We start from the raw sequence: 13866 nt of genomic DNA on the forward strand, positions 1-13866 counted from the left end.
TTAAACCGCTGCGCATAGTATGTTCGGCGGTTTACTTTAATAGAGGTAAGCGAATATGATGAAAAAGTTATGGCTAAGTATATTAGTTGCCGTTCCAATGCTTGCAACAACAAGTGCTTGGGCTACGCCACAACAAGCATTAAGTAGCCGACTTGATAAAGTTAATGCCTTTAGTGCTAACTTTACTCAGAAAGTGATAAGTCCTGACGGTGAAATATTGGTTGATGGGACTGGCGATTTATCCATTAAGCGCCCTAATTTATTCCGTTGGGATACTAAAACACCGGATGCAAGCTTGTTAGTCTCCGATGGTAAAACAGTATGGTATTACAGCCCATTCGTTGAACAGGTCACGGCAATGTGGCTAAAAGATGCAACAGAACAAACACCGTTTGTTTTGTTAACACGTAATAATGAAAAAGACTGGTCGCGTTATAATGTGAAGCAATTAGTAGATACTTTTACCTTAACGCCGAAAGATAAAACCTCTTCGATGAAAGAGTTTATCGTGACAGTATCTAAAGATGGTCAAGTGCGTAATTTCTCTGTAGTTGAGAGTGACGGGCAACGCAGTAACTACACATTATCTAAATTTACACGTACTACACCAGCAGCAGACTTATTTAAGTTTACGCCACCGAAAGGGGTAGAACTGGATGACCAACGTCAATGAAAAAACAATCGATATGATGCTATGAGTTAGCGTGTATGTATTGTTTATCTAAATTGTATAGGTGGCTGTTAGCCACCTTTTTCTGTTTATGGGAGTGGTTATTTTGAATAACTTCAGCCTTGATTTTTCTTCTGATTTCAGGCCGCTAGCCGCAAGAATGCGACCTCGAACAGTAGAAGAATATATCGGTCAGCAACATATTTTGGGGCAAGGAAAACCCTTACGTCGAGCCTTAGAAGGCGGGCAACTACATTCAATGATTTTGTGGGGGCCACCGGGTACAGGAAAAACGACATTAGCAGAAGTCGCTGCACATTATGCCAACGCTGAAGTAGAGCGTGTGTCTGCTGTAACATCTGGTATTAAAGATATTCGAGCTGCAATTGATAAGGCTCGTGACAATAAAATGGCGGGACGTCGCACTATTTTATTTGTTGATGAGGTGCATCGTTTTAATAAAAGTCAGCAAGATGCGTTTTTACCGCATATTGAAGACGGTACTGTAACATTTATTGGTGCAACGACGGAAAACCCATCGTTTGAGCTTAATAATGCATTACTCTCTCGCGCTCGAGTTTATAAGTTAAAGTCACTTGAGGATGATGAGATCTTGCAAGTGATTGAACAAGCATTAACGGATAAAGAGCGAGGGGTAACTGAAACGAATTTACACTTTGCGGATGATATTAAAGAAAAATTAGCTGAGTTTGTTCGTGGTGACGCGCGTATGTCTTTAAATTATCTTGAGCAGCTTATTGATATGGCTGAAGAAGATGATGAAGGCATTAAGCAAATAACGGTCGAATTATTGGCGGAAGTCACAGGCGAAAAGGTTGCGCGCTTTGATAACAAAGGTGATCTTTGGTACGACATGATCTCAGCGGTGCATAAATCAATTCGAGGTTCTAATCCTGATGGTGCTTTGTATTGGTTTGCACGTATGCTCCAAGCAGGCTGTGATCCGCTATATGTGGCTCGTCGCCTATTAGCTATTGCTTCAGAAGATATTGGTAATGCTGATCCTCGTGCGATGCAAGTCGCGGTTTCTGCGTGGGACTGTTACACCCGTGTTGGCGCTTATGAAGGTGAGCGAGCCATAGCACAAGCGATTGTGTACTTAGCATGTGCGGCGAAAAGTAATGCGGTTTATGTGGCGTTTAATCTTGCCAAAGCTGATGCGCGCGAATTTCCCGATTTTGAAGTCCCTCATCATTTACGTAATGCGCCGACCAAGTTAATGAAAGAATTAGGTTATGGTGAAGGATATCGTTATGCCCATGATGAAGCAGGGGCTTATGCGGCAGGTGAAGTGTATCTACCGCGTGAAATCCGTGATCGGGTTTATTACCAACCATCAAACCGTGGTTTAGAAATGAAAATATCCGAAAAGTTGGATTATCTTGCTTCATTAGATGCAAAAAGCCCGTTAAAGCGCTACCAATAATAAGGCTTTTTGGGTATCGTTAAACGACTGGCAGTTCCATGTGAGAACTGCCTTCCTAATTACAGACTATTTTGATAAAAATCGTCTAAATAACGTGCATTTCAGAATATTAAGAGCACAGGATTAGCATGCTAGATTCTAAATTACTTCGAACAGAGCTGGATGAAACAGCTGAAAAACTCGCGCGTCGTGGTTTTAACCTTGATGTAGAAACTTTACGTAACCTTGAAGAGAAGCGTAAATCCCTTCAAGTGAAGACAGAAGAGCTTCAAGCTCAACGTAACTCGCGATCGAAGTCGATTGGTCAGGCAAAAGCGAAAGGTGATCACGAAGAAGCCGAGCGTATTATGGCTGAAGTGGGTAACCTAGGTTCTGAGCTTGATGACGCGAAAAAAGCGTTAGCTGAGTTACAAGCGGAGCTTGATGTTATTACACAATCTGTACCAAACATCCCAGATGATTCTGTACCTGTTGGTAAAGACGAGTCTGAAAACGTAGAAATTTCTCGTTGGGGTGAACCAAAAGCTTATGACTTCGATGTGAAAGATCACGTAGATCTGGGTGAAATGGCGGGTGGTCTTGATTTTGCGAGTGCTGTAAAAATTACCGGCGCACGCTTTATCGTTATGAAAGGTCAATTTGCGCGCTTACACCGTGCAATTGCACAGTTTATGCTTGATCTTCATACCGAAGAGCACGGCTACACAGAAATGTATGTACCGTACCTAGTAAATGCAGATAGCTTATTTGGCACAGGTCAGCTTCCGAAGTTCGGTGAAGACTTGTTCCATACACAGCCTTTAACTGAAAAAGTAAATGATGAAGAACCTCGCGTTCTATCATTGATCCCAACAGCTGAAGTACCTGTAACAAACATGATGCGTGATACCATCACTGATGAAGCGGATCTTCCTGTTAAGATGACGGCACATACACCATGCTTCCGTTCTGAAGCAGGTTCTTACGGTCGTGATACTCGTGGCCTTATTCGTATGCACCAGTTCGATAAAGTTGAGCTTGTACAAATTACGAAACCTGAAGATTCAATGGCTGCACTAGAAGAGTTAACAGGTCACGCTGAGAAAGTACTACAGCTTCTAGAGCTTCCATACCGTAAAGTGGTTCTTTGTACTGGCGATATGGGCTTTGGCTCATGTAAAACCTATGATCTTGAAGTATGGGTTCCTGCTCAAGAAACGTACCGTGAAATTTCTTCTTGTTCTAACATGTGGGATTTCCAAGCTCGTCGTATGCAAGCACGTTTCCGTCGTAAAGGTGAGAAGAAGCCTGAGCTTCTACACACATTAAACGGTTCTGGTCTTGCTGTTGGTCGTACAATGGTTGCTATTTTAGAAAATAATCAGCAGGCTGACGGTCGTATCGAGATCCCTGAAGTACTTCGTAAGTACATGAACGGTATGACTCACATCGGTTAATCACTGATTTGTCGTTTGAAAACCCAGCCATCGTGCTGGGTTTTTTTATGTCTGCTTGTTGTGATCAAAATTAATGGCACATGTCGTTATGTTTGGAACTGTTATAGCAAGATCATCAGCAATATCATTGATAATAAGATCGAAGAACTGGAAAATAGTGTCTGAGATCTGAATTGAATAAAGATAAAGCTCTTCTTTAAGTTTATTTTTATCTTGGTTATGAAATTGTATTTCATGAAATTTTTGTAGGAGCTTTTCAATAGGCCAAACAGGTGGCGTCTGTTGGCTTATCATCGATATCTGCCCAAGCCTTCGTTGGATCATTTTTACATGCATTTCTAACTCGCGCGCATAGCTTTTGCTTTCTAAAGGACAGTGTTCAATCGTCCAGCGGAATCTATTTAAACTATCCAGTGAATTTAATGTAATAGGCCAAGCGGTTTGATAATGTTCGAAAGTGGTGTCTTTTTCGGCTGTAAGCAAGCTAGAACTAATAACATCATCAATCAGATACATAATGTGTCGAATAATTCTGCCATGTACGGCTTGGCTGCGCTGTAAAGAGTAGTGAGGACAATCTGTAAATAAACGCTGTATTTCTTGTCTCAATATCCGAAACATCGGTTTGTGATTGGTGTCAGCTTGATAAATTAATATTGAGAGTGTTTGTTTTAAAGCATGCCTTTTACGCTTAACAGATTCATGGATCTTATTATCCATATTGTTACTTATAATTTTTTGATGGCAATAGCGGCGGTGATAACGAATAAATTGTATCAGTTCTCTGAGCTGCATTATTTGATCAAATTGTAGTTGTAATTGGGTGTTATTTTTATTTGTTTTCCAAGTGATATATCCAATCGTTAATAGTGAAATAATAGCAGCTATGATCAACCACATAAATAGCCCTTTAATTACTCTTATTCTTTTAGTAAGCAAGCAATCGTCATGCCGTTAATATATTTTAATTAAAACAACAAGTTAAATATGGTGTAACGGTGTCTTGTGAGCTAACTTGGTTCAAGTGCACCAAAATAGTGAAATAAAAAAGGCGCCATAAAGGCGCCTTATACAATGAGAATGACCGAATTATGAGCTTTGCTTTAGAGGATGAAATTTAACTTCTTCATCTTTAACTGCAGCAGCAGGATCATTGAAGCGTTCAATATCAATCTCGTTTTCACTCTTAGCAACAATACATGTTACTACAGAGTCACCAGTAATATTGACAGCGGTACGGATCATATCAAGTAGGCGGTCAACACCCATGATGATTGCAATACCTTCAACCGGAAGACCGACTTGGTTTAGTACCATGGCCAGCATGATCAAGCCGACACCAGGAACACCCGCAGTACCAATAGAGGCTAGTGTTGCAGTTACAATAACGGCAATGTAGTCACCCATGCTTAGGTCAATGTTGAACGCTTGAGCAATAAATACTGTCGCGACACCTTGCATGATAGCCGTGCCATCCATATTAATGGTTGCACCTAGCGGTACTGTAAATGAAGCAATCTTATTATTTACGCCAAGACGTTTGGTTGCTGTTTCCATGGTAACTGGAATCGTTGCATTTGATGATGCCGTTGAGAAAGCAAACATCACCGCATCTTCCATTTTCTTTAGGAAAGTAATAGGGCTTAGACCGGTAAAGATCTTTAGCATCGCACTGTATGTTACTAAACCGTGGATAAGTAGCGCTGCAACAAGGACTAAGAAGTAGTTAATTAGGTTAAAGATTGCATCTAGACCTAATCCTGTAAATAGCTTAGCCATTAGGAAGAACACACCGAATGGTGCAATGTTCATTAGCAACGCTACAAGCTTCATGATCACTTCATTAAGATCTTTGAAAACTTCAGCAATACGTTCACCTGGTTTACCCGCAGCGCTAATTGCGATACCGAATAATACGGCAAAGACAATAATTTGCAGAGTATTACCATTTGCCATAGAGCTTATTGGGTTAGTTGGGAACATACCGACAATAACGCTACCTAGCGTTGGTGCTTCTTTTGCGGCAAATGTTGTTGCTGCGCTTAAATCTGCACCAGCGCCTGGTTGGAAAACATTAGCAAGGAAAAGCGCTAGGGTAATAGCAATGGCAGTTGTTGCAAGATAGAACAAGACTGTTTTACCACCAAGGCGGCCTAATGTTGCAATATCTTTTAATGAGCTAGTACCACAAACCAGTGATACAAAGACAAGAGGTACTACAAGCATCTTTAAGCTGGCAATGAAAATTTTGCCACCTACATCAAACAAACCGTTAACGATGTATTCGTGGATAAAAGAGATATCAGCTAAAAAGGTGCGAATTAAAAATCCTGTTAGAATACCCAGTACCATACCGAGGATCACTCGGGAGGTGAGGGACATTTTTTTCTTTGTCGTTGACATTGAATTTTCCTTATAATTATTCACTCTGTCCATCTATATATCAGAGCCACAAAGAGACTATCAGCACTTCAATGTTTCAACCAAAGCAAAAATACGATCAAATATTAACTATATGGCTTGAGTCACGTTTTTTATATTTATTTAAAGTTAAATAAGGGTAATATTAACTATATTTTAACATTTGAGTGGTTTTTATATCGGGTTGGTCACGCTTTTATCTTATATATAACTCTACCTAGTGGGCGTTGTTTACTCTCATTCTGTAAGAAAATAGTACTACTTCAGAGGATTAAGCTATTTCACTAATATTTATTTTATAAAATTAAAATGTTTTATTGGCTCTTGTTTGAATTTTTATTCTAAAAATATGAGTTTATATCCAGTAGTAATGGGGCGGCGACAATAAAAAAGGGCACATACAGTGCCCTTCTATATATAGGTGAGGTGTAAATTACATTACACGCATACCTGGCTGCGCACCTTCATGTGGCTCTAGGATCCAAAGATCTTTACCACCAGGGCCCGCTGCTAGGATCATGCCTTCAGACATGCCGAATTTCATTTTGCGAGGCTTCAGGTTAGCTACCATAACAGTCATTTTGCCCACTAACTCTTCTGGTGTGTAAGCTGACTTAATACCAGAGAATACTTGGCGCATTTCACCGCCAATATCTAATTGGAATTTAAGCAGTTTGTTTGCCTTTGGTACTTCTTCACAAGATACAATCTTAGCGATACGCATATCAACTTTAGCAAAATCGTCAAATTCGATTTCAGCTTCAATTGGTTCATCAGCTAAAGGGCTTGCTGGCTTTGCAGCGGCTTCAGCAGCGGCTTTATCTGCTGCAGCTTCTTCTTTCGATGATTCAACCATTGCTGCAACGTGTGCAGGATCGATACGATTAAATAGAGCTTTAAACTTCGTTACTTCGTGAGCTGTTAGCGGCTTGGCAATTGTTTCCCAAGTTAGTGTTTCGTTTAGGAATGCTTCACTACGCTCAGTCAGTTTTGGCATGACGGGCTTCAGATAAGCCATTAGCACGCGGAATAGGTTGATACCCACAGTACAAATTTCTTGTAACTCTTGGTCTTTACCTTCTTGTTTCGCAACAACCCAAGGTGCTTTTTCATCAACATATTGGTTTGCTTTATCAGCAAGTGCTGTGATTTCACGAATTGCACGACCGTATTCACGGCTTTCGTATAGTTCACCGATACGATCAGCGGCTTCAACGAATTCTGCATATAGCTCAGGTTCAACGAAATTATCAGATAACTTGCCATCGAAACGTTTAGCGATGAAGCCTGCATTACGAGATGCAAGGTTAACAATCTTGTTTACTACATCACTGTTAACACGCTGTGTGAAGTCTTCTAGATTTAAATCCAGATCATCAATACGGCTGTTTAGTTTGGCAGCGTAATAGTAGCGTAGACATTCTGGATCTAGGTGTTTTAGATAAGTGCCGGCTTTGATGAACGTGCCTTTAGACTTCGACATTTTCGCACCGTTTACTGTTACGTAGCCGTGTACGAATACATTGTTTGGTTTACGGAACCCTGCACCATCTAGCATCGCAGGCCAGAATAGGCTGTGGAAGTAAACAATGTCTTTACCGATGAAGTGGTATAGCTCTGTTGAGCTATCTTTATTCCAGAACTCATCGAAGTTTAGATCGTCGCGCTTGTCACATAGGTTTTTAAATGAACCCATATAGCCAATTGGTGCGTCCAGCCATACATAGAAGTATTTGCCAGTCTCACCTGGAATTTCAAAGCCGAAGTAAGGAGCGTCACGAGAAATATCCCACTGTTGCAGTCCTGACTCGAACCACTCTTGCATCTTGTTCGAGGTTTCTTCTTGAAGAGCACCAGATTTAGTCCATTCTTTTAACATGCTTTCAAATTGAGGCAGGTCGAAGAAGAAGTGCTCAGAATCTTTCATGACTGGTGTAGCACCAGAAACGGCTGATTTTGGATTGATTAAATCTGTTGGGCTGTATGTTTCACCACAGTTATCGCAGTTGTCACCGTATTGGTCTTCGGCTTTACACTTAGGGCATGTACCTTTTACGAAACGATCAGGGAGGAACATTTCTTTCTCAGGATCAAAAAGCTGAGAAATAGTACGGCTAGTAATAAAGCCATTGTCTTTTAGCTGGGTATATACAAAAGATGCTAACTCACGGTTTTCTGGTGAGTGTGTGCTGTGGTAGTTGCTAAAATCAATATCAAAGCCAGCAAAATCAGCTTGGTGCTCTTTGCTCACTTCGGCAATCATTTGCTCAGGTTCCATACCCATCTGCTGGGCCTTAAGCATGATTGGAGTTCCGTGTGCATCGTCGGCACAAATGAAATGAACTTCGTTGCCGCGTAGGCGCTGATAGCGAACCCAAATATCCGCTTGTACATGCTCAAGCATGTGACCTAAGTGGATAGAACCGTTAGCATACGGTAGGGCACAGGTAACCAGAATTTTTCTTGGATTGGCAGCCATAATTACTTATTTCGCTCATGATGGGTAAAAAACGTAGCTGTAAATACTACCTGATGGTTGTCGTTATTCCTAGCATCAGATACGGTTTTATCTGCTTAAAAGCTTGTGAAATCGGGCAGTTTTTATGCTTTGGTGGTAGCATTAAGTAAAACAAGTAAAATTAGCGCAGCAACAAGCTCTTAAATGACTAACTAAAGGTTAAATTGTTGCTCGTTTGATAATAATTATGTGGAGCGTTAACTTATGACTAACGATGTAACTCATCGTTTTCAGAATGTTGCTGATATATGCCAATGGCTAAATCATTTTGAGCATTCTCTTTTGAATTCAGAGTGGGCGGATATGCCCAATGTTGTCTCTATCTCTGCAGATGGTTTAATTACCATCACGATTCCTTTTGCTGCGGCTACATTGGTTAATGAGCTTGAACAGTGGATTGCCAGCGAGCAACATACTGGTGTTATTCCTTCAAATGCGACATTTAATGTACGCGCAAAAGTGGCTACCTTGGCTGTTGAGAACAAGCAACCATTACGTGGTGTGAAAAATATTATCGTAGTAAGTTCGGCGAAAGGTGGTGTGGGTAAATCAACAACGTCAGTTAATTTAGCTTTAGGTCTTCAGCAACAAGGAGCTAAAGTTGGATTACTTGATGCAGATATCTATGGCCCATCTGTTCCTATGATGTTAGGCACCATGGATCAAAAGCCACAATCGCCAGATGGCAAAATGATGCTGCCAATTGAATCATGCGGGTTATATACCAATTCAGTGGGTTACCTTGTACCTGCGGAAAGTGCAACTATTTGGCGTGGTCCTATGGCCTCAAAAGCGTTAGCACAAATTATTAATGAGACATGGTGGCCTGATCTTGATTATCTTGTGATTGATATGCCACCGGGTACCGGTGATATTCAACTGACGTTATCTCAGCAAATTCCTGTTACAGGGGCGTTAGTGGTTACTACACCACAAGATTTAGCCCTAGCTGATGCCATTAAAGGTATTAGTATGTTCAATAAAGTGGATGTGCCAGTACTGGGTATTGTTGAGAATATGAGTTACCACGTTTGTAGTAACTGTGGTCATCAAGAGCATATTTTCGGTACTGGTGGTGCAGCAAAAATGGCACAAGAATATTCAGTGCCATTATTAGCGCAGCTACCACTTGATATTAAGGTACGTCAAGATATTGATAACGGTAAACCAACTGTGGCAGTATCTCCTAACTCTGAGCAAGCGATGGCTTATATTGAATTAGCCGCGACTGTTGCGAGTCGTTTGTACTGGCAAGGTGAAACGGCGGTAGAGCAGATTACAATTCGTACTATGTAACAAAAATATGAGACGGTCTTTGCCCGCTCTCTGCTCAAATGTGCTAGATGTCTCATTTTTGTTGGCATCTGGCATAACAACGGCTTATAATCAGGCGGTTTAATTATTTATCTCGCCACGTGGTCTAACAGGTGCCTTCTGATATGTCTGAAAATTCACACCAATGCGTTATTATTGGTATTGCAGGTGCTTCTGCATCCGGTAAAAGTCTGATTGCCAGTACTGTATACAAAGAGCTAAAAGAAAAAGTAGGCGATCATCAGATCGGTGTTATTACGGAAGATTGCTATTATAACGATCAAAGCCACCTGACCATGGATGAGCGGGTCAAAACTAACTATGATCACCCGAATGCGCTTGATCATGATTTACTTTGTGATCACCTAGAGCAATTAATAAAGGGTGAAGCAGTAGAAGTACCTCAGTATAGCTATAGCGAACATACTCGCATGAAAGAAACCACGCAAATGACACCAAAGAAGGTGATCATTTTGGAAGGTATCTTACTGCTTACAGATCCACGCCTTCGTGAGATCATGCACGCTAGCGTATTTATGGATACACCACTTGATATCTGTCTACTTCGTCGTCTACAGCGTGATGTTGCAGAGCGTGGTCGTACTATGGAATCAGTACTCGTTCAGTATCAAAAGACGGTACGCCCTATGTTCATGCAATTTATTGAACCGTCAAAACAATATGCTGATATCATCGTTCCTCGCGGTGGTAAAAACCGAATTGCTATCGACGTACTTAAAGCGCATATAGCGAAGTTGTTACGTTCTTAATTTTTTATAAGGCTGGCCTTTGCCAGCCTTATTTTTATCTTTCGGGAAACCCTGTTAAGATTTGCCTACACAGGTATTATTTTATTGATAATACGTGTGTTTTGTTATTCAGGAGAAAGCTCAAATGAGACTTTGTGACAAGGATATCAAGGCGTACCTTGATGAAGGAAAAATCAATATCGAGCCACGTCCAGCAGATGACTGTATTAGTGGTTTAACGGTTGATGTGACCCTTGGTAATAACTTCCGTATTTTTAATGATCATGGTGCACCCTTTATCGACCTTTCTGGAAAGAAAGAAGATGTAGCAACGCAACTTGATAAAGTTATGAGTGATGAAATTGTTGTTGAGGAAGGAGAAGCCTTTTTCCTTCATCCAGGACAACTCGCTTTAGCAGTAACGCATGAATCAGTGACATTACCTGCCAATATCGTAGGTTGGTTGGATGGACGATCATCATTAGCACGTTTAGGTCTAATGGTACACGTTACTGCACACCGTATCGATCCAGGTTGGTCTGGTCGTATCGTACTTGAATTTTATAATTCAGGACGCTTACCACTGGCATTGCGTCCACATATGCCAATTGGTGCGTTAAGTTTTGAAACCTTATCTGGTGAAGCTGAAAAACCGTATAATAAACGTGTTGACGCTAAATATAAATATCAGCAAGGTGCAGTAGCTAGTCGTATTAATGAAGATGATAAAGAGAGTTAATTTCAATCATCAATAATCTATATTTTAAGAGGCAATCCATAGTGATTGCCTTTTTGTTATGTGTGATATTTTATCGCCTGATGGTATTACTATGATGTTTAGGGCGAAACTATCATTATAAATCATTGTCATAACGCAGAGCTTAATAACATTAAGCTTATATTTTAATTGTTTATATTTCTTATGCAGATTCCTCATCGTGATAATGGGTGCAAGGGAAAGAGGGTAGTATGAAAAAATTACTGTATGTTTTAATCGGTATTATTATCGTCGTTGTACTTGGGATCACAGCCCTTGTCACGTTAGTCAATCCCAATCAGTTTAAAGCTGTGATTGCAGAGCAAGTAAAAAAGCAAACAGGGCGTGAGTTGGATATTCGCGGCGATATTAACTGGCGTTTTTTCCCAACATTAGGCTTAAGTGTGGGGGAAACAACGTTAAATAACCCTCAAGGCTTTGCTCAGCCAAACCTGATTCAATTTAAGCAAGCTGAGTTGTCTGTTTCCGTATTACCGCTTTTATCTCATGAGCTTGATATTGGTAAAGTGCGTTTAGATGGTGCGCATGTTTTTGTGCAAACATTGAAAGATGGTCGTAGTAATTTAGATGGCTTAACTGAAAAGTCATCAACTAAAGAAGTGAATGACTCTACATCATCAAAAGCTAATAAAGATGCTGTTAGTAAGGTTCAGGATGAGAAGTCAACGGCATCAAAGGTAACGACACAACCGTGGAAAATATCTCTTGCTGGGGTTGAACTTATCAATGCTAGTGTTGATATTATAAATGACAAAATCGGTTCGAATATAGCGTTAAATAAGGTGAATTTCACCTTAGATAAACTGACACCAAATACATGGACGAAAGCGACATTTGATATTTCGGGCAGTGCAAATGCGCTAAAATTTGCAGCTAAAGGCAGTACCGAGTTGAATCTGTCTTCTGCATATCAATTGGCTGAATTAAAAAATCTAGATGTATCTCTGACGGCCCAAGATGGAAAAACAGAGATAAAACATGCTCAAGTAACGCTGGATCATTTTCAGTATGGTCAATGGGCAACGGTTAATTTAAATATAGATGGTCAATTACCTGAGTTGGCTTTTGTTACCAAAGGGCAGACCCAGTTTAAATTGTCGTCGGATAGAAATATTCTAACGTTAGAGAATCTTTCAATAGATAATGCATTGTCAGGAAAAGCGTTACCTCGCCCTAAGATGCAGGTAAACATAAAAACCAATGCTAGTTATGATATAACGACAAAAACAGCGACGTTATCAAAACTCAATGCAAATGCAGATGAACTAGCGTTAATGGGAGATGTATCTTTTATCAACCGTGATGTTCCTGTGATCCGTTTTAATTTATCTAGCGATAATATTAATCTTGATAACTGGCTAAACAAGCAGCACGGCCAGGTTTCATCGGAAAAGCCTGCAGTATCAGATCAAGCTGCGAATAACACATCAACCGAAGTTGCTTCGTCAACGTCACAACAAACCTCTTCACCATCGGTATCAAATACTTCCTCTGCAATACAAGAGCCGGATCTTTCAGTACTAAAAGGTATTGATGTTGACGGAACGATAATGGCGAAAAAGTTCACTATCTCACATGCACACTTGTCTGATGTGAAACTGTCGGTTGTGATTCAAAATGGGATTGCAAAGTTAAATTCGTTCACGGCAAATTTATATAAAGGCACTGTGAGTGGAACAGCACAATTGAACGTTAATACACCTTTAGCGAGTTATCAATTACATAATCAAATAAAAGGCGTTGAAATCCAGCCATTATTGGAAGATGTTGCTAATAATAAGCAGTTAGCAGGACGTGCAAATATTATCGCCAATCTTGCAGGTAAAGGCTTATCTTCACAACATTTGAAAAATAACAGTACAGGTACGATTAATGTGAATTTAACCGATGGCGCTGTTTATGGAGTGAATATATCAGAGATGATCCGTTCAGCAAAAGCCCGTCTAAAAGGTGAAAAGTTATCTGATAGTCAGAAGCAAAAGAAAACAGATTTTTCTTCTTTAACGGCATTGTTGCAATTAGGGCAAGGCCAAGCAAAGATCGACAATCTTCACCTTGTTTCACCATTACTTGATATCAATGGTCGTGGTACGACTAATTTAAATAATGAGTCATTAAACTTTTCTGTTGATACTGCTATTGTAGCAAGTGGTAAAGGGTTAGATGAATTGAAAGGGATTACTGTTCCTATTAAAATAAAAGGCACATGGCAGCAGCCTAAATACCAATTAGATTTAAAAAATCTCTTTAAGCAAAATAGCGAATTAGAGCAAAAAGCGAAGAAAGAGCTAAACCGAGGTCTTGAAAAGCTATTGGGTGATAAAGCCAAAGACGAGAAGATTAAAAATGTAGCGGATCAATTGCTTAAAGGTTTGTTTAATTAACAATATTTTTATATTGGTCACGTTATTATTGAAAAGGTTTGCTTATTAAGGCAAGCCTTTTCTATTTTATATGTATTTGATACTAAAAAGTAAATGGCGACTTTATAGTAAGACGGTGAGCAGTGATTACTGTCACTTGATAAATGAAT

At 40.1% G+C, this 13866-nt stretch carries 10 protein-coding genes; 7 read left to right on the forward strand and 3 right to left on the reverse strand.

What is annotated here, in order from left to right; all coding sequences use genetic code 11:
- Positions 1 to 55 precede the first annotated feature (55 nt).
- The 3 genes from lolA to serS all read left to right on the forward strand — a co-directional run bounded on the left by lolA (position 56) and on the right by serS (position 3553).
- On the forward strand, positions 56 to 673 hold the full coding sequence (gene lolA, locus C9J41_RS03735; protein ID WP_107206176.1) for an outer membrane lipoprotein chaperone LolA: 618 nt from the start codon (positions 56 to 58) through the stop codon (positions 671 to 673).
- A gap of 88 nt (positions 674 to 761) precedes the next feature.
- Positions 762 to 2117 carry a replication-associated recombination protein A gene (locus tag C9J41_RS03740; RefSeq protein ID WP_279615362.1) on the forward strand — a complete coding sequence of 452 codons (1356 nt, stop codon included), beginning with the start codon at positions 762 to 764 and terminating at the stop codon, positions 2115 to 2117.
- 128 nt (positions 2118 to 2245) lie between these two features.
- Entirely contained in the window at positions 2246 to 3553 is a 1308-nt protein-coding gene (serS, locus tag C9J41_RS03745; protein WP_107206177.1) for a serine--tRNA ligase, read from the forward strand.
- 45 nt (positions 3554 to 3598) lie between these two features.
- Here serS and C9J41_RS03750 read toward each other — a convergent pair whose 3' ends face one another.
- From C9J41_RS03750 to metG, 3 genes are all read right to left on the reverse strand, one after another.
- Positions 3599 to 4492, reverse strand: a complete 894-nt coding sequence (locus C9J41_RS03750; RefSeq protein WP_233217624.1) for a hypothetical protein — start codon at positions 4490 to 4492, stop codon at positions 3599 to 3601.
- A 150-nt stretch (positions 4493 to 4642) separates the two neighbouring features.
- On the reverse strand, positions 4643 to 5956 hold the full coding sequence (locus C9J41_RS03755) for a dicarboxylate/amino acid:cation symporter (protein WP_107206179.1): 1314 nt from the start codon (positions 5954 to 5956) through the stop codon (positions 4643 to 4645).
- A gap of 451 nt (positions 5957 to 6407) precedes the next feature.
- The gene (gene metG, locus C9J41_RS03760) at positions 6408 to 8453 is read right to left on the reverse strand and encodes a methionine--tRNA ligase (protein ID WP_107245905.1); all 2046 of its coding nucleotides are present in this window, start codon (positions 8451 to 8453) and stop codon (positions 6408 to 6410) included.
- A 243-nt stretch (positions 8454 to 8696) separates the two neighbouring features.
- Between metG and apbC the strand changes: the two genes are divergently transcribed.
- The 4 genes from apbC (at position 8697) to C9J41_RS03780 (ending at position 13717) form a co-directional block, all read left to right on the forward strand.
- Positions 8697 to 9788 carry an iron-sulfur cluster carrier protein ApbC gene (gene apbC / locus C9J41_RS03765; RefSeq protein WP_107245907.1) on the forward strand — a complete coding sequence of 364 codons (1092 nt, stop codon included), beginning with the start codon at positions 8697 to 8699 and terminating at the stop codon, positions 9786 to 9788.
- A 143-nt stretch (positions 9789 to 9931) separates the two neighbouring features.
- The gene (udk, locus tag C9J41_RS03770; RefSeq protein ID WP_107294237.1) at positions 9932 to 10576 is read left to right on the forward strand and encodes a uridine kinase; all 645 of its coding nucleotides are present in this window, start codon (positions 9932 to 9934) and stop codon (positions 10574 to 10576) included.
- A 124-nt stretch (positions 10577 to 10700) separates the two neighbouring features.
- Positions 10701 to 11294 (forward strand): dCTP deaminase, encoded by a 594-nt coding sequence (gene dcd / locus C9J41_RS03775; protein ID WP_107206183.1) that lies wholly within the window; start codon positions 10701 to 10703, stop codon positions 11292 to 11294.
- A gap of 230 nt (positions 11295 to 11524) precedes the next feature.
- Positions 11525 to 13717 (forward strand): AsmA family protein, encoded by a 2193-nt coding sequence (locus tag C9J41_RS03780; RefSeq protein ID WP_107294238.1) that lies wholly within the window; start codon positions 11525 to 11527, stop codon positions 13715 to 13717.
- Positions 13718 to 13866: the final 149 nt, after the last annotated feature.

This window comes from Photobacterium sp. GB-50, assembly GCF_003026755.1.
Taxonomy (GTDB): domain Bacteria; phylum Pseudomonadota; class Gammaproteobacteria; order Enterobacterales; family Vibrionaceae; genus Photobacterium.

Coding starts and splice junctions, on each gene's coding strand:
- lolA (WP_107206176.1), top strand. CDS start 56: ATGATGAAAAAGTTATGGCTAAGTATATTAGTTGCCGTTCCAATGCTT.
- C9J41_RS03740 (WP_279615362.1), top strand. CDS start 762: ATGGGAGTGGTTATTTTGAATAACTTCAGCCTTGATTTTTCTTCTGAT.
- serS (WP_107206177.1), top strand. CDS start 2,246: ATGCTAGATTCTAAATTACTTCGAACAGAGCTGGATGAAACAGCTGAA.
- C9J41_RS03755 (WP_107206179.1), bottom strand. CDS start 5,956: ATGTCAACGACAAAGAAAAAAATGTCCCTCACCTCCCGAGTGATCCTC.
- metG (WP_107245905.1), bottom strand. CDS start 8,453: ATGGCTGCCAATCCAAGAAAAATTCTGGTTACCTGTGCCCTACCGTAT.
- apbC (WP_107245907.1), top strand. CDS start 8,697: ATGACTAACGATGTAACTCATCGTTTTCAGAATGTTGCTGATATATGC.
- udk (WP_107294237.1), top strand. CDS start 9,932: ATGTCTGAAAATTCACACCAATGCGTTATTATTGGTATTGCAGGTGCT.
- dcd (WP_107206183.1), top strand. CDS start 10,701: ATGAGACTTTGTGACAAGGATATCAAGGCGTACCTTGATGAAGGAAAA.
- C9J41_RS03780 (WP_107294238.1), top strand. CDS start 11,525: ATGAAAAAATTACTGTATGTTTTAATCGGTATTATTATCGTCGTTGTA.